Below are 19,304 nucleotides of genomic sequence, written 5' to 3' on the forward strand. Positions count from 1 at the left end.
AAACCGAACCGCCGAACCCACCATGAATATCGAACAAGCGCGTTTCAACATGATCGAACAGCAGATCCGCCCCTGGGAAGTGCTCGACCAGGACGTGCTGAATCTGCTCTCGATCGTCAAGCGTGAGAATTTCGTCCCCACGGTCTATCGCGAACTGGCCTTCGTCGACTTCGAAGTGCCGCTGCCGGCTGGCCAGCACATGCTGGCACCGCGCGTCGAAGCGCGCGTGCTGCAGGAACTGGCCGTGAAGAAGCACGAAAGCGTGCTGGAAATCGGTGCTGGCTCGGGTTATATGGCGGCGCTGCTCGCCCACCGCGCACAGCACGTGCTGACCGTGGATATCGAACCGGAAATCGCTGAACTGGCCAAGGCCAACCTGGCCGCCAATGGTGTCCTGAATGCCGAAGTCGCGACCGGCGACGCCGCGCGCGGCTGGCCCGCAGCGGCACCGTATGACGTGATCTGCGTGTCGGGCGGCCTGCCGGTCCTGCCGCAGGAGATCCTCGAGCATCTGAAGATTGGCGGCCGTCTGGCTGCGTTCGTCGGCACCGCGCCGGTCATGAAGGCGCAGATCATCACGCGCATCGACGAAAAGCAATATCGGATTGCCGACGTGTTCGAAACGTATGTCGAGCCGCTGATCAACGCCGTGCAGCCGCCGCGTTTCAAGTTCTAAGGGTGTACCGCTGATGCAAAATCTGACCGCTCCCGCTCTGGCCGAATGGCTTGCCGATCAATCGCGTCCCGCGCCCGTGCTGCTCGACGTGCGCGAGCCGTGGGAAATCCAGACAGCGTCGATCGCCGGCGCCGTGTCGATCCCGATGCGTGAGATTCCCGCGCGCAGCGAAGAACTCGATGACGACGCGCAGATTGTCTGCGTGTGCCACCACGGCGCACGCAGCGCACAGGTCGCGATGTTTCTCGAATCGCGCGGGCATAAAAACGTGTTCAATCTGCAAGGCGGGATTGACGCGTGGTCGAGACAGGTTGATCCGGCCGTGCCCACTTATTGAAATTGAAGAGTACGAAGCCAGCGTATCTATGAGCCACCCATGCGGTGGCTTTTTTTCGTCCATTTCGCGCGTCGCTATCCCGTAGCGATACTTCACGTCACAGATTAGGAAGTTTCCAGCGGCTCGACCTGCTCGTTGAAGGCAACATGCTCCGACTCAATTTCCGGAGCAGTCTGATGAGATTCGTGAAGATCGCGCTGGCCGCAGCAACGCTGTTGCCGCTCACCGCCCACGCCGTGCTCGGGGGCGCCCCCGCAGCGGGGTCATCCGCTCCCGTGTCGCTGCGTGCCACCAGGCAGGCTGCATCGTCCACTGCATCCACTGCGTCCGCTTCATCTGCTTCCGTAGCGACGCCCGCTTACTCCACCGCAGCCTATTCGGTGTACGAGTCGCGCGATTCCGACGGCATCACCGTGCGCGAGTATGTCCTGCCGAGCCACGTCGTCTTCGCGCTCACGTGGCAAGGCCCGGTGCGACCCGACATGAAAGCGCTGCTCGGCAACTACTTCCCCAACTTCGTCTCCGCGGGCGAAGAACGCTTGCGCGGCACAGGCACGCTGATCCAGCACAACGGCGAGCTTCAGATCGAGTCGGCAGGACGCCCCGGACATTTCTTCGGCACCGCCCACCTCCCCCGCCTCATGCCCGCCGATCTCCGCGCAAATAACCTGCAGTGACGCGCCGCCGCCTTTCCGGAACACCATCAAAATGAAGACCTTCAGCCACACCCTCGGCGTCGCGCTACTGAGCGCCAGCGTCGTCCTCTCCGCATGCGGCGGAGGCTCCGGAGAGAGCAGCACGAACAGCGGCATCAACTGGCCGGCCTCGGCAAGCTGGCCGGAGACGCCCACGCCGCCGTCTCCGCCCGTCGACACCAGCAACTCGGTGCCGATCGTCGTGGATACCTCGATGGACGCCGTCAACCAGCCCTCCGTCACGGTCACGCTGTGCCCGGCCGGTGCCCCCAACAACAGTCAGTGCGTGACGGTGACGAATATGCTCGTCGATACCGGCTCGGTCGGCGTGCGGGTTGCAAGCAGCGCGCTGAGCCCTGCGCTGAACGCCCAGTTGCTGACGCAGGTCGGCGCCACCGACGACAAGGTCGGCTCGGCGCCAATCGTTCAATGCGCGCTGTTCGCGTCCGGCTTCACATGGGGGCCCATCAAGCGCGCCGATGTCATCCTGGGCAACAAGAAGGCGAGCAACATCCCCATCCAGGTGATCGGCGACGGCGGATACACCGCGCCCGATGACTGCACCTCCCGTGGCGGCCCAGACCTCGGCCCGCTCCTCGGCGCCAACGGCAACCGTGCCTTCAATGGAATCGTGGGCATCGGCCATTTCGTGCGTGACAGTTCGCTCGCGGCAAAGTCGGTGATTCCGGCGGGCTACTACTATTGCCCGACCACGGACTCATGCACCGGCACGCGCGTACCGCTCACCAGGCAGGTCATGAACCCGGTTGCAGGTTTGGCTACCAATAACAACGGCACCGTCATTCGCCTGCCCGCGTTGCCCGCGGGAGGACAGGTCCGGGTGACGGGACAGTTGATATTCGGTGTCGGCACGCAGGCGAACAACGCGCTGCCGGCCAACGCGAACATCTTGCAGGTGGATGGCAACGGCCTTTTTACGACCCAGTATCAAGGCCGCGCGATCATCAACAGCGCGATTGACAGCGGCACCAACGGCTACGCTTTCTCGGACACCACGATCCCGACCACGGGCGAGTGGTACACGCCACCGAGCGACCAGACGCTGTCGGCAACCATGGCGTCCACTAACGGGACCGGCAACCCTGTCATGGTGCAGTTCTCGATCGGCAACGCGACCAACATGATGGGAAGCGGCTACGCTGCCTATGACAATCTCGGCATGTACCTGGCCAGCCTGCCGGTCTACGACGTCTCCACTAACAACATGTTGTCAGAAGAGGGCTTCCTCTGGGGCCTGCCATTCTTCTACGGCCGAAGCGTCTATACCGTGCTCGAAAACGCCAGGGTAGGGACGCAAGCAGGGCCGTTCGTAGCGTTCTAGGTTTCAGACGCGCCGCGTCATTCGCTCATGGCAGGAGGCTGGCACCGCAAGGTGGCCAGCCTTTTTCATTTGCGAGCGGTGCGCCGCCATCATGCACAAAGGCGCGGCGGCGATGCACCTTGGCCGCCCGCTGGCGGCCAGGCACGCTTCGTTGCAGCGCGACGCGCACCGCAACGAGGCGAGGCATCAGCGCATGCACCACATTTGCGCCCATCCGGCATACCGGCCGCCGATCGACCGGGACAGTGCCTACCGCACCGCAGCGCCCCGTGCGCGACGGACAGGTCACTCTTACCGCTTGGCACGTGCCTTGCAGTAGTTGTCTGGCAAGCCATGCCGGACAGCCTCGATGGCTGGAATCGACGCCCATAAAACATTCATTCAACCAAAGGCAAGGGGTAGCAAATGAAACGTCGCAATCTGTTAAAGCTCGGGTCAATGTCTGGCGCATTGGCACTCGCAGGCCAGAGTCCGTTTGCTAACGCGCAGTCCGACAGCGGGCCGATCAAGGTCGGCATCTTGCACTCCTTGTCGGGCACGATGGCGATCTCGGAAACCTCTCTGAAAGACACCGCGTTGATGACCATTTCGGACATCAACAAAAATGGTGGCGTAATGGGCCGACAGATCGAGCCGGTAGTCGTGGACCCGGCGTCGAACTGGCCGCTGTTCGCCGAGAAGGCACGCCAGCTGATCACGCAGGACAAGTGTGCTGTGGTGTTCGGCTGCTGGACTTCGGTGTCGCGCAAGTCGGTGCTGCCGGTGTTCGAGGAACTCAACGGCCTGCTCTTCTACCCCGTGCAGTACGAAGGCGAAGAAATGTCGCGCAACGTGTTCTACACGGGTGCCGCACCGAACCAGCAGGCGATACCTGCTACCGAATACCTGATGAGCGCCGAAGGCGGCGGGGCCAAACGTTTCTTCCTGCTCGGTACCGACTATGTATATCCACGCACGACCAACAAGATCCTGCGCGCGTTCCTGCAATCGAAAGGAGTCCAGGAAGCCGATATTCAGGAGGTCTACACACCGTTCGGCCATAGCGACTATCAGACCATCGTCGCCAACATCAAGACTTTCTCGCAGGGCGGCAAGACCGCGGTGATCTCGACCGTCAACGGCGACTCGAATGTGCCGTTCTACAAGGAACTGGGCAACCAGGGCCTGAAAGCGACGGACGTGCCGGTGGTGGCGTTCTCGGTGGGCGAAGAAGAACTGCGCGGTATCGACACGAAGCCGCTGGTGGGCAACCTCGCTGCATGGAACTACTTCATGTCGCTGCGCGATCCCGCGAACACCAAGTTCAAGGCGATGTTCGCCAAATGGGTCAAGGACAACAACCTGCCGGGCGGCGACAAGCGCGTCACCAACGACCCGATGGAAGCGACCTTCGTCGGTATCCATATGTGGAAGCAGGCGGTCGAAAAGGCCAAGAGCACCGATGTCGACAAGGTGCGCGTGGCGATGATCGGACAGACCTTCAATGCACCGTCCGGCTTCGTGCTCACGATGGACGGCAACCACCACCTGCACAAGCCGGTGATGATCGGCGAAGTACGTGCCGACGGTCAGTTCAACGTGGTGTGGCGCACCAAAACGGCGATTCGTGCGCAGCCGTGGAGTCCGTATATCGCCGGCAACGCGGGCAAGCCGGATGTCGTCAGTTCGATCCCGGCATTCCTGCGCCGCTCGCGGGTTGCGTGATGTAACGGAGGGCGCGTGCAACTCGCGCCCGCCTGATCCAATTGCACTATCAAAGGGCATCATGGCGTTTTCCATTCTGAGGCTCACACGGCGCGGTATCGGCAAGCTCGGCATCGCGCTCATCATCATTGCTCCGCTCACAGCTTTCGCGCTGGCCCCAGCCGATATCGCCCCGCTCGCCGGCGACGACTTCGACGCCAAGTCCGCGGCCATCGACAAACTGATCGCCGCTCACGACGCGCCTTCCCAGGCACTGCTGAAAGCCCTGTCCGAAGACAACGCGCTCACGACCGACTCCGGTGAAGTGCTGATCCAGGACGGCGACGCGACCAAAGACGCGATCACCGGCAAGACGGTCACGGCAACCGACGCACAACCGGTAACGCTGAATAACCTCCTGCGCTCGAAAGTCTCAGGCGCGCTGTCCGGCTCGCAACTCGACTCACCCGATCTGGAGACGCGCCGCACGGCCATCAACGCGCTGCTGCAAAACCCCGATCCTTCGATGAAGCCGCTGATCGACGCGCAGCGCGCGAAGGAAACCGATCCGGATCTGAAGAAGAAACTCGACACACTGTGGGCCATGACGGCGCTGCACAACAGCGATCCGGCCACGCGCCTCGAAGCGGTGCAACTCGTGGCAGCGCGTCACGATCTGGACATGAACGAACTGTTGCGGCCGCTCGTCGCGAAGAAGCCGGACGGTACATTTGCAGAGAGCGACGACCGCGTGCGCGCCGCCGCGCAGGCCGGCATCGACGAGCTCGATGCGATCCAGCGCCGCAGCGCAATCGCCGGCACGTTGTTCGCGGGCCTGTCGCTCGGCAGCGTGCTGCTGCTTGCGGCGCTCGGGCTTGCTATCACATACGGGCTGATCGGCGTCATCAACATGGCGCACGGTGAGTTCCTGATGATCGGCGCGTATGCAACCTACGTCGTGCAGAACCTGTTCCAGCGCTACGCGCCGGGTGCCTTCGACTGGTATCCGCTGCTCGCCGTGCCCGCCTCGTTCGTCGCCGCAGCGGTGGTAGGCATGGTGCTCGAGCGGCTTGTTCTGAAGCACCTGTATGGCCGCCCGCTTGAAACACTGCTGACCACGTTTGGCGTCAGCCTGATCCTGATCCAGGCCACCCGGATGATCTTCGGCGCGCAGAACGTGCAGGTGAGCAACCCGGCATGGATGAGCGGCGGCGTCACGGTGCTGCCGAGCCTGATCCTGCCGTACAACCGGCTCGCCATCCTGGCGTTCTCGCTGATCGTGGTCGGCATCGCCTGGGCGGTGCTGACGAAGACGCGTCTTGGCCTCTTCGTACGGGCCGTCACACAGAATCGCCGCATGGCGGCGTGCGTGGGCGTGAAGACCGCACGGGTCGACTCATACGCATTTGCCTTCGGTGCGGGCATTGCAGGACTGGGCGGCTGCGCGCTGTCGCAGATCGGCAATGTCGGACCGGATCTGGGCCAGAGCTACATCATCGATTCATTCATGGCGGTGGTGCTGGGCGGCGTCGGGCAGCTCGCCGGTACGGTGATCGGCGGCTTTGGGCTCGGCCTCATCAGCAAGGCGATCGAACCGTTCTGGGGCGCCGTGCTCGCCAAAATTGCGGTGCTCGTCCTGATCGTGCTGTTCATCCAGAAGCGGCCGCAGGGCATGTTCGCCCTTAAGGGCCGCAGCGCGGAGGCATGAGATGACATCTGCAACCTCCCCTGCTTCGGTCACGCCCCCCGGCACAGCGCCGGGCACCGGACGCTCCACGCAAAGCGGCTTTGCGCTCGGCCTGCCGCCGCGTCCGGCGCTGCTCACGCGGCCCGCGTGGATCGCGCTGATTGCGCTGATCATCGCGATCGGTCTTGGCGTGCCGCTCTCGGCGCTGGTACTGCCCGAAACGAGCGCTTTCCACCTGTCCGCGTACATGATGACGCTGATGGGCAAGTTCATGTGCTACGCGATCGGCGCACTGGCGCTGGATCTCGTGTGGGGATACTGCGGCATCCTAAGCTTGGGCCACGCCCTGTTCTTTGCGCTGGGCGGCTACGCGATCGGCATGTACCTGATGCGCTCGATCGGTCATCAGGGTGTCTATCAGAGCGATCTGCCCGACTTCATGGTGTTCCTTAACTGGCACGCGCTGCCGTGGTACTGGGAGGGCACGCAGCATCTCTGGTACGCGCTGCTGCTGGTAGTACTGGTGCCAGCCGTGATTGCGTGGGTGTTTGGCTTCTTCACGTTCCGCTCGCGGGTGAAGGGCGTGTATCTCTCGATCATCACGCAGGCCATGACATTTGCCGCGATGCTGCTGTTTTACCGCAACGAGACCGGCTTTGGCGGCAACAACGGCTTCACGGATTTCAAGCGGATCGGCAACTTTCCTATCACCCACCCGGGCACGCGCACAGCGCTCTTCCTGATCACATTTGCCGTGCTGGTGCTGGCGTTTCTGGGTGCGCGAGCGATTGTGACCTCGAAACTCGGACGCGTCGTGACCGGCGTGCGCGATGGCGAGACACGACTGATGTTCCTTGGCTACAGCCCACTTGGCTACAAGCTGTTTATCTGGACCGTCTCCGCGATCCTGTGCGGGATTGCAGGGGCGTTGTACGTACCGCAGGTGGGGATTATCAATCCGGGTGAAATGTCGCCGGGCAACTCGATCGAGATGGCGATCTGGGTGGCGGTGGGTGGACGCGGCACGTTGATCGGACCGATCATCGGCGCGTTTGCGGTGAATGGAGCGAAAAGCTTTTTTACGGCGAACTTCCCTGAATACTGGCTGTTCTTTCTGGGCCTGATTTTCGTGCTGGTGCCGCTGCTGCTGCCGCACGGGATCATGGGACTGATCGACATGGCGATGCACCGGAGGAAGCGCTCATGAACGAAAACCCGATGGTGCCGGACCTGGCATTGCCGGAGGAGCCGGCCGAGCACTCGCTGAGCGGCGTGGCGGATTTCGGGCGGGTGGTGACACCGGGCGAGATTGATGTATCGCACGGGACGATTCTCTATCTTGAGGACGTGACGGTCAGCTTCGACGGCTTCAGGGCGCTGAATGCGTTGACGCTATCGATTGATGTCGGCGAATTGCGCTGCATCATCGGACCGAACGGCGCCGGCAAGACGACGATGATGGACGTGATTACTGGAAAGACTGAGCCCGATTCCGGCAAGGTGTTTTTGGGGCAAACGATCGACCTGACGCGAATGAATGAGCCTTCGATTGCGCGCGCGGGAATTGGACGCAAGTTTCAGAAGCCGACGGTGTTTGAGCAGCATCCGGTGTGGGAGAACCTTGAACTGGCGATGAAGGCTGACAAGGGGTGGTGGGCTTCGTTGCGAGCACGGCTTGACCGGAATGCGCAGGCGCGAATCGAGGAAACGCTGGAACTCATTCATCTGGAGAGTGAAGCTCGCAGGCTCGCTGGGGAGCTTTCGCATGGGCAGAAGCAGCGGCTCGAGATTGGGATGTTGCTTATGCAGCAACCGGCGTTACTTCTGCTTGATGAGCCAGCGGCTGGGATGACTGATGACGAGACCATGCAGTTGGCTGAGCTTCTTAATCGTCTTCGTGGGACTTGTTCCATGATGGTGGTTGAGCATGATATGGAATTCGTGGCTGCTCTTTCTGGTGAGGCGGGGAAAGTGACTGTTATGGCCGAGGGGCGCGTTCTCGCCCATGGCACGCTTGATGAGGTCAAGAAGGATGAGACAGTGATCGAGTCTTATCTGGGGAGGTGAGGTTTGTCCGCCGCAAGCCCCCGAAGCCAAGAAAGCACAGAAAGAGGAACGGAGCAAAATGCTAGAAGTAGATAACCTGAACCAGTACTACGGCGGCAGCCACATCCTCCGAGATGTAAAGCTAACGGTGCCAGACGGCAAACTCACGGTACTACTGGGCCGCAACGGCGTGGGCAAAACAACGCTCCTGCGTTGCCTGATGGGCGTCGTCCCAACCCGCAGTGGCGCGATCGCCTGGCGCGGCACGCCACTCACCAAGCTTCCGACCTACGCCCGTGTCGCGAATGGCCTCGCCTACGTCCCTCAGGGACGCGATATCTTCCCGCGCCTGACCGTCGAAGAAAACCTGATGGTAGGCGCCGCCAGCAAACAGGCACCGTCGAAAATCCCCGATCGCATCTACGAACTGTTTCCCGTCCTCAAAGATATGCGTAGCCGCCGCGGTGGCGACCTGTCCGGTGGTCAGCAGCAACAACTCGCTATCGGCCGCGCCCTCATGAGCGAGCCGCAACTGCTCATCCTCGATGAACCCACCGAAGGCATCCAACCGTCGATCATCCAGGACATCGGCCGCACCCTGCGTCAACTCGTCGAGGAAATGGGCCTTACCGTGCTGCTCGTCGAGCAGTACTACGACTTCGCCAAAGCCATCGCCGATCGATACTGGGTCATGAGCCGCGGTGAAATCGTCGCCGGCGGTGAAGGCGCCGACATGGACGCCAACGGTGTGCGCGAGCTCATCGCAGTCTGAATGTTGACGGGCTATCGGGACTGGAACGCCTCACCTGCCCGCGTACGCGAGCTATCTCCGAGTGACGGCCAAAGACATGCAGAAGCACAGGCGTCCCGTGCGGCGAACGGCCCATGCTATCCTCGCCGCATCCATCCGGCGCGCTCACGTCGCTGCGAACCGGGTCACGTAGATCGCTCAGATCATGCGTTGCCTGGGGTCGACGAGCGGCCGCCGGGCAGTCGCCACGCAAAGTCCAACTACATCGACCCGCATGTCGCTTCACGAAAACCATGCCACGCTCGCCTCGGCGGATTCCGCCGCGCACACCCAGTGGCAAGCTCGCCTCGAACTCGGCTTCGCCAGACACGCTGAACGCACGACGCTCGTCCATCGCCTGCACGATGGTCCGTTACGCGTCCAACGCCCCCTCTATCCCGAAGGCCACGCGATCTGCCACGCGGTGATCGTGCATCCTCCGGGCGGTGTCGCCGGTGGCGATCAGCTTCACATCGACGTAGCGCTTGGGGCGGGCACGCATGCTGTGCTCACGACTCCCGGCGCCACCAAATGGTACAAGTCCAACGACCGCGCGGCACAGCAGCAGATTGATGTGCGCGTGGGTGCGAACGCCAGGCTCGACTGGCTGCCACAGAACAACATCGTCTTCGACCACGCCAACGCGACCCTCGACTTCACGCTGTCGATGGCCGAAGGCGCCACCGCGCTCGGCTGGGACGCCACGCAACTCGGCCGCCAGGCCGCCGGCGAACGCTGGTCGGCGGGCACGCTACGCGCGGTCTCGCGCATCGTCGGCCCCGACGGCCAATTGCTGTGGCTTGAGCGCGCCAATCTCGCCGCCACCGATCCGCTGCGCGATGCCCCTCAAGGCCTCGCGGGATTCCCCGCCTACGGCACGTTGTGGGCCGTAGGGGCCGCCTGCGACGACACGCTCGCCGAACAGCTAACCGGGCAACTCCCGTTCACCGACACGCTACGCGCTGCCGCCTCGTGCGTGACTCCAGGCGTGGTATTGGTAAGGGTCGTGGCGCGGTCAATGGAATCGCTGCAACGCGTGCTAACGCAATGCTGGCTACAGCTACGGCCGATCGTTCACGGCGTCGAAGCGGTGCCGCTGCGGATCTGGACGACCTGAGAGAGCGAAACAAACCAAACGCGCGCTGGTGCAATGCTGGCCGGATCTGCGCCGAATCAAACGCGGCGTAGATAAAGGAACAGTACGAGCCTGCACAACCTGAGCGGACCCGTTCAGGGGCGACGCAAGCAGACCAAAACACGCAGCATTGAGCACCATCGCAGCGCATCTGAAAGCCCCACCAAGGTGCATCATCTGTAGAATCTCCCCGCCCGTCCCCGCTGCACCGCATTGGCACACACCTTGCTCGCCATACCCCTCACGATGTCCCCGCACCCGACGGAGGCCACCCGCTTTGCCCACCACCGCTGACCAACATGACCGAACTGTCTTCCCGCCAGTCACGCCGCACGTGGCTCGCCGCCCTGCTGCTCTCGCCGATCCTCGCGTTGACAACGCCAGCAGCCCACGCTGACGCCCTCGACAACATCACCAAATCCGGTGTCCTAAAGGTCGCGGTCCCCGAGGACTATCCGCCGTTCGGCTCAGTCGGCCCCGACATGCAGCCGCAAGGCTATGACATCGACACCGCAGCCGTGCTCGCCAAGTCGATGAACGTCAAACTGCAACTCGTGCCGGTTAACAGCGCAAACCGTATCCCGTACCTTCAGACCGGCAAGGTCGACCTGGTGATCTCATCGCTCGGCAAGACGCCCGATCGCGAGAAGGTAATCGACTTCTCCACCGCATACGCCCCTTACTACCAGGGCGTGTTCGGCCCCGCCGACATCAAGGTCAGCAGCCCCGCCGATCTCACCGGTATCACGGTCGGCGCGACGCGCGGCGCGCTCGAAGAAATCGCCCTCACGCAGATGGCGCCGAACGCCACCATCAAACGCTTCGAAGACAACAACGCCACCATCGCCGCCTTCCTGTCCGGCCAGGTGCAACTGATCGCTGCGGGCAATATCGTGGCCGCCGCCATCAATGCGAAGAATCCGCCGCGCCGTCCAGAACCTAAGTTCGTTATAAAGGATTCACCATGCTTCGTCGGCATGAATAAAAATGAAAGCCGGCTGCAGGAGAAGGTCAACGCCGCTATCGCCCAAGCCAAGGCCGACGGCACGTTCAACGCCATGTCGAAGAAGTGGTTCGGCGCACCCTTGCCGAAGACACTGTAATAAATCTGTTAGTTGGTCTTGATATCTTTGTAAGCTGATCTGGCGTTAAGCTTGTCGCGGTTTGTAGCGTACCCCTCAAGCGTTCGCGACAACGCGCGACCCCGATGGCATCCGACGCCTGTCCCGGCTGGGACGGGCGCAACCCAACCAGACATCCGATGAAGCTGACACCCCGCGAGAAGGACAAGCTGCTGATCTTCACGGCCGCGCTACTGGCCGAACGTCGCCGCGCACGCGGCCTCAAACTGAATTACCCGGAGGCGATCGCATTCATCTCGGCAGCGCTGATGGAAGCGGCCCGCGACGGCAAGACCGTCGCCGAAGTCATGCACTACGGCACTACGCTGCTCACGCGCGACGACGTGATGGAAGGCGTGCCGGAAATGATTCCGGACATTCAGGTCGAAGCCACCTTCCCCGACGGCACGAAGCTCGTGACCGTCCACCATCCGATTCCCTGACCCGCCCCGGAGCCCCTGATGATTCCCGGCGAACTTCTCACCGACGACGGTGAGCACGAACTCAATGCGGGCCGCGCAACGGTCTCGGTCACGGTGTCGAACACCGGTGACCGTCCCGTGCAAATTGGTTCGCACTACCATTTTTATGAAGTGAATCCAGCGCTGTCGTTCGACCGCGAGGCGGCACGCGGCTTCCGTCTGAACATTGCGGCGGGTACCGCCGTGCGTTTCGAGCCCGGCCAGGAGCGCACGGTCGAGCTGGTCGAACTGGCGGGCAACCGCGTCGTCTACGGCTTCAACGGCAAGGTGATGGGACCGCTCTGACGCGTGGCATAAGCCCCGTCGTCGAACGTCACGAATACCCGCCCTGCCCTTTTCCGGACTTCACACCATGACATTACGTATTGGCCGCCGCGCGTACGCGGAAATGTTCGGCCCCACAACCGGCGATCGCGTGCGACTTGCCGACACCGAATTGCTGATCGAAATCGAACGCGACTACACCACCTACGGCGAAGAAGTGAAATTCGGCGGCGGCAAGGTGATCCGCGACGGTATGGGCCAATCGCAGCGCGTCGCCGCCGATGTCGTCGATACGGTCGTCACCAACGCGGTGATCCTCGATCACTGGGGCATCGTGAAGGCCGATATCGGCATCAAGAACGGCCGCATTGCAGCGATCGGCAAAGCGGGCAATCCCGACATCCAGCCGGGCGTGACGATTCCGATTGGTGCGGCCACCGAAGTGATCGCCGGCGAAGGATTGATCGTGACGGCGGGCGGCATCGATACACACATCCACTTCATCAGCCCGCAGCAGATCGATGAAGCGCTGGCGAGCGGTGTGACGACGATGATCGGCGGCGGCACGGGTCCGGCTACCGGCACCAATGCCACTACCTGTACGCCTGGACCGTGGCACCTCGAACGCATGCTGCAGGCCGCCGATGGTTATCCGATGAATCTCGGCTTTCTCGGCAAGGGCAACGTGAGCCTGCCGGAGCCGGCCACCGAGCAGATCGCCGCGGGCGCGATCGGTCTTAAGCTGCACGAGGACTGGGGCTCGACGCCCGCGGCCATCGACAACTGCCTGTCCGTTGCCGACGACACCGACACCCAGGTCGCGATCCACACCGACACACTGAACGAAGCAGGCTTCGTCGAAGCGACCGTGGCCGCCTTCAAGGGCCGCACGATCCACACGTATCACACCGAAGGCGCGGGCGGCGGCCACGCACCGGACATCATCAAGGTCTGCGGCGAGGCGAACGTGCTGCCGTCGTCGACCAATCCGACCCGCCCGTACACAGTCAATACGCTCGACGAGCACCTCGACATGCTGATGGTGTGCCACCACCTGGACCCGTCGATTGCAGAGGACATCGCGTTTGCCGAATCGCGGATTCGTCGCGAGACGATTGCTGCCGAAGACATCTTGCATGACCTCGGCGCGCTGTCGATGCTGTCTTCCGATTCGCAAGCGATGGGCCGCGTGGGCGAAGTGATCATCCGCACGTGGCAGACCGCGCACAAGATGAAGGTGCAACGCGGTGCGCTGCCGGAAGACAACGCTCGCGCCGACAACTTCCGCGCCAAACGCTATGTGGCGAAATACACGATCAATCCGGCTATCACGCATGGTATTGCGCACGAAGTCGGCTCGATAGAACCGGGCAAGTGGGCTGATCTGGTGTTCTGGGAACCGGCGTTTTTCGGCATCAAGCCGTCGCTGATTCTCAAGGGCGGCATGATCGCGATGGCGCAGATGGGCGATCCGAACGCGTCGATCCCGACGCCGCAGCCGGTGCACTACCGCGATATGTTTGCCACACGTGGCGGTGCGCTCGCGCGTACCTCGCTGACCTTCGTGTCGCAGATGGGTGCGGATGCGGGCATCGCCGAGCGCTACGGTTTGACCAAGCGTATCGTGCCGGTGAAGAACTGCCGCAACATCAGCAAGGCCGACATGATTCACAACGCGTGGCGTCCGGCGATCAGCGTCGATCCGGAAACGTATCAGGTGATCGCGGACGGCCAGTTGCTGACCTGCGAACCGGCCACCGTGCTGCCGATGGCGCAACGTTACTTCCTGTTCTAATCATGCGCACTATCGACAAACTGATCGATCCGAAGATCAAGCTCGCTGCAGTGCTGGTCAAACGTGCGCCGACGCTGACGCTCGATTTCGACGCACGTCGCAAGAGCCGTCTGGCGGCGACGCTCGACAACGGTGAAGAGGTGGCGCTGGTGTTGCCGCGCGGTACCGTGCTGCGCGATGGTGACGTGCTGGTCGCGCAGGATGGTGCGCTGGTGCGGGTGGTCGCGGCGCCTGAGGCTGTATTGATGGTCACCGCGCGGGATGCGCTGACGCTTACGCGGGCGGCTTATCACCTTGGCAACAGGCATACGCCGGTTGAAGTTGGGGCCGATTATCTGAAGCTCGAATACGATCCGGTGCTCGCGGATATGCTCAAGCGGATCGGCGCGATGGTCGAGCAGGTGACGTTGCCGTTTCAGCCGGAGTCCGGCGCTTATGGCGGTGGACATAAGCATGGACATGATGAGACGTTTGCCGAGGACTATGCGCTAGCGCAGCAGGTTTATGGTGAGCATCATGGGCACGATCATGGTGGCGAGCATGATCACGGGCACGATCACAGCCGTGGACATGACCATGGTCACGCGCACGATCACGGCACCGGGCACGCGCACGCACATGGCGAGAATCACAGCCGCGAACATGATCACGAGCACGGTCACAGCCACGACCACACCGACTGCGACGCGTCCTGCGACCACGACCACGACCACCCCAAACATGCGCATCGCTGAACTCACAGCCTTGCTGCATCTCGCATCGCCGGCGTTGCCGATCGGTGCGTTCAGCTATTCGCAGGGCCTCGAAGCGGCCATCGAAGCACAGTTGATCACCGAAGCCGACAGCGCCCGCGACTGGATCGCCAGTGGCCTCACTGAAGTCCTGGGGCTCGGCGAGCTACCGTTTCTCGCGCATCAGATTGAACGCTGGCATGCCCATGACGCGGCGGGCCTCGCCCTCGCCAACAGCGAATTCCTCGCAAGCCGCGAATCCGCCGAGCTGCGCCGCGAAACCGAGCAGATGGGCTGGTCGCTGCGGCAGCTGTGCGTGTCGCTCGAATGGGGCGACGCAGAACGCCGCGCCACGCTCGCGGCAATGACACCGTTAGCACAACCGACAGCCTTCGCGTTCGCCGCCTTCGCCCATGACGTCTCCGCAGACGCCGCGCTCGCCGCGTACGCGTTCAGCTGGGTCGAGAACCAGGCCGCAGCCGCACTGAAGGCCGTCCCACTTGGGCAACTCGCAGGACAACGCATCATCGTGGCGCTGCGTGCGCCGATAGACACTGCCGTCCAGCGCGCACTCACCACAACACCCGACGACATCAACACCTTCGCGCCGCAACTGGGCATTTTGTCAGCGCGTCACGAGTCGCAATACTCGCGGCTCTTCCGCTCATAGAAAAAATCGATCATGAACGCACCTCAGCACCACACCGCTCATCGCACCAAGAAACTGCCGCCGCTGCGCGTGGGCGTCGGCGGCCCGGTCGGCTCCGGCAAGACCACGCTGCTCGAAATGCTCTGCAAGGCGATGCGCGACCGCTACGACCTCGTCGCCATTACCAACGATATCTATACGAAGGAAGACCAGCGTCTGCTGACGGTAGCGGGCGCGTTGCCGGCCGAACGGATCATGGGCGTGGAAACGGGCGGCTGCCCGCACACCGCGATCCGCGAAGACGCCTCGATCAACCTGGAAGCGGTCGATCGCATGCTGACGCGCTTTCCCGATGCGGACATCGTGTTCATCGAATCGGGCGGCGACAATCTGGCAGCAACGTTTAGCCCCGAGTTGTCGGACCTGACGATCTACGTGATCGACGTCGCCGGTGGCGAGAAGATTCCGCGCAAGGGCGGCCCAGGAATTACAAAGTCGGACATTCTGGTGATCAACAAGACGGACCTTGCACCGATGGTCGGCGCAAACCTCGACGTAATGGCGTCCGATGCGAAGAAAATGCGCGGCGAGCGGCCGTTCGTGATGTGCAATCTGAAGAAGCTCGATGGCCTCGATGAAGTGATCGCGTTTATCGAGAAGAAGGGGTTGCTGACGGTTTGATCTGCCGCGCGCATCGCAACGCGGCCCGCCTCATCAAGTTTCCGGATGGCATTCCGCCAGGAATGCCATCATCTCCGTCGCGTTCTTCGACGTATAAAAACCCACCATCTTTTCGTTGAATTCGCCGGCGCGCTGAGCCGGTACGCTGATAGCATCAATGCCGTTCGACATCAGCACGCCGTTCATCATGAAGCGCGACGTGCGCTTGTTGCCGTCAAAGAAGAACTGTTGCAACGCTCCGAAGAGAAAAAAGGCGCAACCTCGCTCGAAGACGTTGTCGACCTGATCGACGAGTGCGGTTGTGCCAGCAGCAAAGACGCGATTCAGTTCAGGAGCACCAGCAATGGTAGCCAACGGCGTATAGCGTCCCTTCTCGCCCAACGCTACATCCGGCGTGTAATGGGTTTCCTCTCCCTCGCCCCGAAACACGCCCCACTCGAGCGCTTCGTTCCGCGCAACGATGCGATGCAAGTCGCAGAACGTCGCCTTGTCGAGTGTGAACCGCTCACGCTGAACGAGCGCAAGCAGGTACTTCGAACTGTCCGCGAGGTTCAGGATTTGCTCCTGATCCGAGATCTTCCGGCCACCCACAGTCACGCCATCAAGCAACGTCTTGACCTCGGGAAACGTAAAGGGATTACCTTCGAGCACGCTCGCATCCCAGACGAATTCGGGCAGCATCCGATGAAAGCGGAAGGAAACGCGTTTGATCGAATGGATCGGCAGATCTCGTGGAACCGCGGTGCGGTCCCAGTGAAAGCCGAGGTCAGTGAAAAGCGTCATAGGCGGATTATCGGAAAAACGTTGGGTCTCGCGAGAAAACAAGCGGCACTTCCTGCTCTTCGCAGAATATACGATTTATCGCCGAACAAAAGGATACCGCCGGCCAGGTACCGCCACTTTCACTCCGCCACCTCCGGCAACAACGCCATCAACACATCCACCGTGCGCGCCGTCGCGCCGCGATGGCGCGCGGCAAACGCCGACGCCGCGCCGCTCATTGCCGTGCGCCGCGCCTTGTCGTTGAAGAGTTCACGCAACGCTCTCGCCAGATCCGCCGGATCCTGCACCTGCACCGCTGCGCCCGCCGCCACTGCATCGGCCGTGGCTTGCGTGAAGTTGAACACGTGCGGCCCGATCAGCACCGGCACGCCCACCGCACACGCCTCAATCAGATTCTGCCCACCCAGCGGCAACAGACTGCCGCCGATAAACGCCAGATCGGACGCCGCATAGTAAGCACCCAACTCACCCATCGAATCGCCGAGCAACACGGTCACGCTCGCCGGCAACGCCCGGCCCACGCCCTGCACCGACGCCCCTGCTGCACCCGGCGCCCAGGTCGAACGACGCTCATAGCGCAGCCCGGCCTTCTCGACCAGCGCCGCCACTTCGTTAAAGCGCTGCGGATGACGCGGCACCAGAATCAGCAACGCATCCTCGACACCTAACGCCGCGAACGCCTGCAGCACAAGCTCCTCTTCATTCTCACGCGTGCTCGCCGCCACCCACACCGGCCGCGAACCGATCGCCGTGCGCCAGGCATGCCCACGTGCCGCGAGTTCCGGCGGCGTGCTCATATCGAACTTCAGATTGCCGAGCACCGTCACGTTACGCGCGCCGAGTGCGGTCAAACGCTCAGCATCCGACGGGCTCTGCGCCAACACCCGCGCAAAGCCACCGAACACCTCACGCGTCCCCTTACCAAACCGCGCGGCCCGCTTGAACGAGCGCGCCGACATCCGCGCATTGGTCAGCACCAGGGGCACATCGGCCCGCCGGCATTGGTCGATCAGCGTCGGCCACACTTCGGTCTCCATCACGAGTCCGAGCGTCGGACGCCACGCGCGCAAGAAACGTCGCACTACATGCGGCATGTCGTATGGCACGTAGCTGCGCATCACGCGATCACCGAAGAGTTGCTCGCTGGTGGCACGGCCGCTCGGCGTCATATGCGTAAGCAGAATGCGCGCATCGGGGCGGGCTTTCATCAGCGCCTCGATCAACGGCTGCGCCGCGCGCGTCTCGCCCACCGATACCGCATGCACCCAGATCAGCGGCGCATCGTCCTCGGGCACGCGGCCACGCGTGTAGCCGAAGCGCTCGCCGATATGCTCGCGATAACCGCGCTCCTTGCGTGAGCGGATCAACAGGCGCAGCACCGCGAGCGGCGCGACGAACCACCAGAGGGCGTTATAGATTGCCCTCAGCATCCGCACTCCGCACTCGCGTCCAGAGGGAAGTCGATGAAGTCTAAATAGGCGCAGCCCTGCGCAAAGCCGGCGGCGCTCAAACCAGCGCCCTGCCCTTGAGGCGTTCGAGAATGCCGAGCGGCGCGCACTCGGGTTGCGCCATCGCTTTGACCGGCAGGAAGAAGGTCTGCTCCATCATGAACTGACCGGACATCACGGCGTGCGAAGTCTGATCGGAGAAGCACACCCACACGCAGCCCGGTGGAAACGGCATGGTCTCCTGCGGACTCGACTTCTGATATTCGAGATCGGCCTTCATGCTGTCGTGCAGATTCAGCATCAGATGGTCGTATTCGCTGCGCAGCGATTTGGTCACGTGCAGCAGGTTCATCAGCCACGCGGAACCGGGCATCTGCGGCTTGATGCTCGGCAGAAAGCGCCTGGCCATGTCCTCGAACGGTTCACCCACGCGCCACACGCGCGGCGCGCCGGCCGGATTGATGTTGGTGAAAACGCGCAGGATGCGCTCGCCGTAGTTCGGGCGCGACGGGAACGCATCCACGTGCAGGCGGCTATCGTCCTTGCGCCACGAGGTCTGACGCGTTTCCACCTGATGCAGACGCAGGCTCGTCGGCGCGACGCGCAGCTTGCCGTCGTACTCGGGAAAGAGGCCGTCCACCAGCGTGCGTGCATTGGTCTGATAACGTGCGATCAAAGCGCGCACGGCCGATTGCGTCACCGCATCACCCACCACGCCATGCAGCGCGCCGCCGTTCGGCTCGAGACTGATGTTCTTGCGATTCGGATCGGCCAGGGCGGGATCGAGCAGCGCCTGCTCGCCCCCTTCGATCGCAAAGCGCAGATTGGGGAAATACAGCACCTTGCCGCGTTCGACGCCGGCCAGCAGCGTCTCGCGCGGCACAGACAGGTTGTGTCCGTGCCAGTCAGCGCTTGCAACTTCGATGATCTGGGTTTCGTTCATGGTCGCCCTTGAAAGC

The 19,304-nt window shown here is 62.5% G+C and carries 20 protein-coding genes; 17 read left to right on the plus strand and 3 right to left on the minus strand.

Annotation, left to right across the window (positions count from 1 at the left end; genetic code table 11):
* Positions 1 to 22: 22 nt before the first annotated feature.
* The 17 genes from P3T20_RS05790 (at position 23) to ureG (ending at position 16,114) form a co-directional block, all read left to right on the plus strand.
* Positions 23 to 676 (plus strand): protein-L-isoaspartate O-methyltransferase family protein, encoded by a 654-nt coding sequence (locus P3T20_RS05790; RefSeq protein WP_074265534.1) that lies wholly within the window; start codon positions 23 to 25, stop codon positions 674 to 676.
* A gap of 13 nt (positions 677 to 689) precedes the next feature.
* Positions 690 to 1,013, plus strand: a complete 324-nt coding sequence (locus P3T20_RS05795) for a rhodanese-like domain-containing protein (RefSeq protein ID WP_074265535.1) — start codon at positions 690 to 692, stop codon at positions 1,011 to 1,013.
* Between the two features lie 176 nt (positions 1,014 to 1,189).
* The gene (locus P3T20_RS05800; protein WP_429286327.1) at positions 1,190 to 1,690 is read left to right on the plus strand and encodes a DUF2844 domain-containing protein; all 501 of its coding nucleotides are present in this window, start codon (positions 1,190 to 1,192) and stop codon (positions 1,688 to 1,690) included.
* Positions 1,691 to 1,721: 31 nt separating this feature from the next.
* On the plus strand, positions 1,722 to 3,050 hold the full coding sequence (locus tag P3T20_RS05805; protein WP_429286328.1) for a DUF3443 family protein: 1,329 nt from the start codon (positions 1,722 to 1,724) through the stop codon (positions 3,048 to 3,050).
* Between the two features lie 405 nt (positions 3,051 to 3,455).
* The gene (urtA, locus tag P3T20_RS05810) at positions 3,456 to 4,754 is read left to right on the plus strand and encodes an urea ABC transporter substrate-binding protein (RefSeq protein WP_429286329.1); all 1,299 of its coding nucleotides are present in this window, start codon (positions 3,456 to 3,458) and stop codon (positions 4,752 to 4,754) included.
* Between the two features lie 61 nt (positions 4,755 to 4,815).
* A complete protein-coding gene (gene urtB / locus P3T20_RS05815) occupies positions 4,816 to 6,441 on the plus strand; it encodes an urea ABC transporter permease subunit UrtB (RefSeq protein ID WP_074265540.1) in 1,626 nt (541 codons plus the stop codon).
* 1 nt (position 6,442) lies between these two features.
* Positions 6,443 to 7,627 carry an urea ABC transporter permease subunit UrtC gene (urtC, locus tag P3T20_RS05820; RefSeq protein ID WP_074265541.1) on the plus strand — a complete coding sequence of 395 codons (1,185 nt, stop codon included), beginning with the start codon at positions 6,443 to 6,445 and terminating at the stop codon, positions 7,625 to 7,627.
* Positions 7,624 to 8,487 (plus strand): urea ABC transporter ATP-binding protein UrtD, encoded by an 864-nt coding sequence (gene urtD, locus P3T20_RS05825; protein ID WP_074265542.1) that lies wholly within the window; start codon positions 7,624 to 7,626, stop codon positions 8,485 to 8,487. The genes urtC and urtD overlap by 4 nt, the downstream gene beginning before the upstream one ends.
* A 58-nt stretch (positions 8,488 to 8,545) precedes the next feature.
* Complete coding sequence (gene urtE, locus P3T20_RS05830) at positions 8,546 to 9,238, plus strand: urea ABC transporter ATP-binding subunit UrtE (RefSeq protein ID WP_429286330.1); 693 nt, start codon at positions 8,546 to 8,548, stop codon at positions 9,236 to 9,238.
* A gap of 253 nt (positions 9,239 to 9,491) precedes the next feature.
* A complete protein-coding gene (locus P3T20_RS05835; protein ID WP_429286331.1) occupies positions 9,492 to 10,373 on the plus strand; it encodes an urease accessory protein UreD in 882 nt (293 codons plus the stop codon).
* A gap of 317 nt (positions 10,374 to 10,690) precedes the next feature.
* Positions 10,691 to 11,494 (plus strand): transporter substrate-binding domain-containing protein, encoded by an 804-nt coding sequence (locus P3T20_RS05840; RefSeq protein WP_429286332.1) that lies wholly within the window; start codon positions 10,691 to 10,693, stop codon positions 11,492 to 11,494.
* Positions 11,495 to 11,652: 158 nt separating this feature from the next.
* Complete coding sequence (gene ureA / locus P3T20_RS05845) at positions 11,653 to 11,955, plus strand: urease subunit gamma (RefSeq protein ID WP_074266173.1); 303 nt, start codon at positions 11,653 to 11,655, stop codon at positions 11,953 to 11,955.
* Positions 11,956 to 11,973: 18 nt separating this feature from the next.
* Positions 11,974 to 12,279, plus strand: coding sequence for an urease subunit beta (locus P3T20_RS05850; RefSeq protein ID WP_429286333.1), 306 nt, complete (start codon positions 11,974 to 11,976; stop codon positions 12,277 to 12,279).
* A 67-nt stretch (positions 12,280 to 12,346) separates the two neighbouring features.
* Positions 12,347 to 14,053, plus strand: a complete 1,707-nt coding sequence (ureC, locus tag P3T20_RS05855) for an urease subunit alpha (protein WP_074265547.1) — start codon at positions 12,347 to 12,349, stop codon at positions 14,051 to 14,053.
* 2 nt (positions 14,054 to 14,055) lie between these two features.
* A complete protein-coding gene (gene ureE, locus P3T20_RS05860) occupies positions 14,056 to 14,787 on the plus strand; it encodes an urease accessory protein UreE (RefSeq protein WP_429286334.1) in 732 nt (243 codons plus the stop codon).
* Entirely contained in the window at positions 14,774 to 15,454 is a 681-nt protein-coding gene (locus P3T20_RS05865; RefSeq protein ID WP_429286335.1) for an urease accessory protein UreF, read from the plus strand. The genes ureE and P3T20_RS05865 overlap by 14 nt, the downstream gene beginning before the upstream one ends.
* Before the next feature lie 12 nt (positions 15,455 to 15,466).
* Positions 15,467 to 16,114 carry an urease accessory protein UreG gene (ureG, locus tag P3T20_RS05870; RefSeq protein WP_429286336.1) on the plus strand — a complete coding sequence of 216 codons (648 nt, stop codon included), beginning with the start codon at positions 15,467 to 15,469 and terminating at the stop codon, positions 16,112 to 16,114.
* 33 nt (positions 16,115 to 16,147) lie between these two features.
* Here ureG and P3T20_RS05875 read toward each other — a convergent pair whose 3' ends face one another.
* The 3 genes from P3T20_RS05875 to P3T20_RS05885 form a co-directional block, all read right to left on the minus strand.
* Positions 16,148 to 16,897: a Fic family protein gene (locus P3T20_RS05875; RefSeq protein ID WP_074266174.1), complete on the minus strand. Its 750-nt coding sequence runs from the start codon at positions 16,895 to 16,897 to the stop codon at positions 16,148 to 16,150.
* A 119-nt stretch (positions 16,898 to 17,016) separates the two neighbouring features.
* Positions 17,017 to 18,327 (minus strand): lipid IV(A) 3-deoxy-D-manno-octulosonic acid transferase, encoded by a 1,311-nt coding sequence (waaA, locus tag P3T20_RS05880; RefSeq protein ID WP_429286337.1) that lies wholly within the window; start codon positions 18,325 to 18,327, stop codon positions 17,017 to 17,019.
* Between the two features lie 76 nt (positions 18,328 to 18,403).
* Entirely contained in the window at positions 18,404 to 19,288 is an 885-nt protein-coding gene (locus P3T20_RS05885) for a Kdo hydroxylase family protein (RefSeq protein ID WP_074265552.1), read from the minus strand.
* Between the last annotated feature and the right edge of the window lie 16 nt (positions 19,289 to 19,304).

The organism is Paraburkholderia sp. GAS206C, assembly GCF_050435645.1.
Classification (GTDB): domain Bacteria; phylum Pseudomonadota; class Gammaproteobacteria; order Burkholderiales; family Burkholderiaceae; genus Paraburkholderia; species Paraburkholderia phenazinium_B.

What these genes read in the sequence shown, in the direction of transcription:
- urtD (WP_074265542.1), top strand. Translation starts at nt 7,624, where the DNA reads ATGAACGAAAACCCGATGGTGCCGGACCTGGCATTGCCGGAGGAGCCG.
- P3T20_RS05865 (WP_429286335.1), top strand. Translation starts at nt 14,774, where the DNA reads ATGCGCATCGCTGAACTCACAGCCTTGCTGCATCTCGCATCGCCGGCG.
- P3T20_RS05800 (WP_429286327.1), top strand. Translation starts at nt 1,190, where the DNA reads ATGAGATTCGTGAAGATCGCGCTGGCCGCAGCAACGCTGTTGCCGCTC.
- P3T20_RS05790 (WP_074265534.1), top strand. Translation starts at nt 23, where the DNA reads ATGAATATCGAACAAGCGCGTTTCAACATGATCGAACAGCAGATCCGC.
- P3T20_RS05875 (WP_074266174.1), bottom strand. Translation starts at nt 16,897, where the DNA reads ATGACGCTTTTCACTGACCTCGGCTTTCACTGGGACCGCACCGCGGTT.
- P3T20_RS05840 (WP_429286332.1), top strand. Translation starts at nt 10,691, where the DNA reads ATGACCGAACTGTCTTCCCGCCAGTCACGCCGCACGTGGCTCGCCGCC.
- ureG (WP_429286336.1), top strand. Translation starts at nt 15,467, where the DNA reads ATGAACGCACCTCAGCACCACACCGCTCATCGCACCAAGAAACTGCCG.
- P3T20_RS05885 (WP_074265552.1), bottom strand. Translation starts at nt 19,288, where the DNA reads ATGAACGAAACCCAGATCATCGAAGTTGCAAGCGCTGACTGGCACGGA.
- P3T20_RS05795 (WP_074265535.1), top strand. Translation starts at nt 690, where the DNA reads ATGCAAAATCTGACCGCTCCCGCTCTGGCCGAATGGCTTGCCGATCAA.
- ureC (WP_074265547.1), top strand. Translation starts at nt 12,347, where the DNA reads ATGACATTACGTATTGGCCGCCGCGCGTACGCGGAAATGTTCGGCCCC.
- waaA (WP_429286337.1), bottom strand. Translation starts at nt 18,327, where the DNA reads ATGCTGAGGGCAATCTATAACGCCCTCTGGTGGTTCGTCGCGCCGCTC.
- urtE (WP_429286330.1), top strand. Translation starts at nt 8,546, where the DNA reads ATGCTAGAAGTAGATAACCTGAACCAGTACTACGGCGGCAGCCACATC.
- urtC (WP_074265541.1), top strand. Translation starts at nt 6,443, where the DNA reads ATGACATCTGCAACCTCCCCTGCTTCGGTCACGCCCCCCGGCACAGCG.
- P3T20_RS05805 (WP_429286328.1), top strand. Translation starts at nt 1,722, where the DNA reads ATGAAGACCTTCAGCCACACCCTCGGCGTCGCGCTACTGAGCGCCAGC.
- ureA (WP_074266173.1), top strand. Translation starts at nt 11,653, where the DNA reads ATGAAGCTGACACCCCGCGAGAAGGACAAGCTGCTGATCTTCACGGCC.
- urtA (WP_429286329.1), top strand. Translation starts at nt 3,456, where the DNA reads ATGAAACGTCGCAATCTGTTAAAGCTCGGGTCAATGTCTGGCGCATTG.
- P3T20_RS05850 (WP_429286333.1), top strand. Translation starts at nt 11,974, where the DNA reads ATGATTCCCGGCGAACTTCTCACCGACGACGGTGAGCACGAACTCAAT.
- P3T20_RS05835 (WP_429286331.1), top strand. Translation starts at nt 9,492, where the DNA reads ATGTCGCTTCACGAAAACCATGCCACGCTCGCCTCGGCGGATTCCGCC.
- ureE (WP_429286334.1), top strand. Translation starts at nt 14,056, where the DNA reads ATGCGCACTATCGACAAACTGATCGATCCGAAGATCAAGCTCGCTGCA.
- urtB (WP_074265540.1), top strand. Translation starts at nt 4,816, where the DNA reads ATGGCGTTTTCCATTCTGAGGCTCACACGGCGCGGTATCGGCAAGCTC.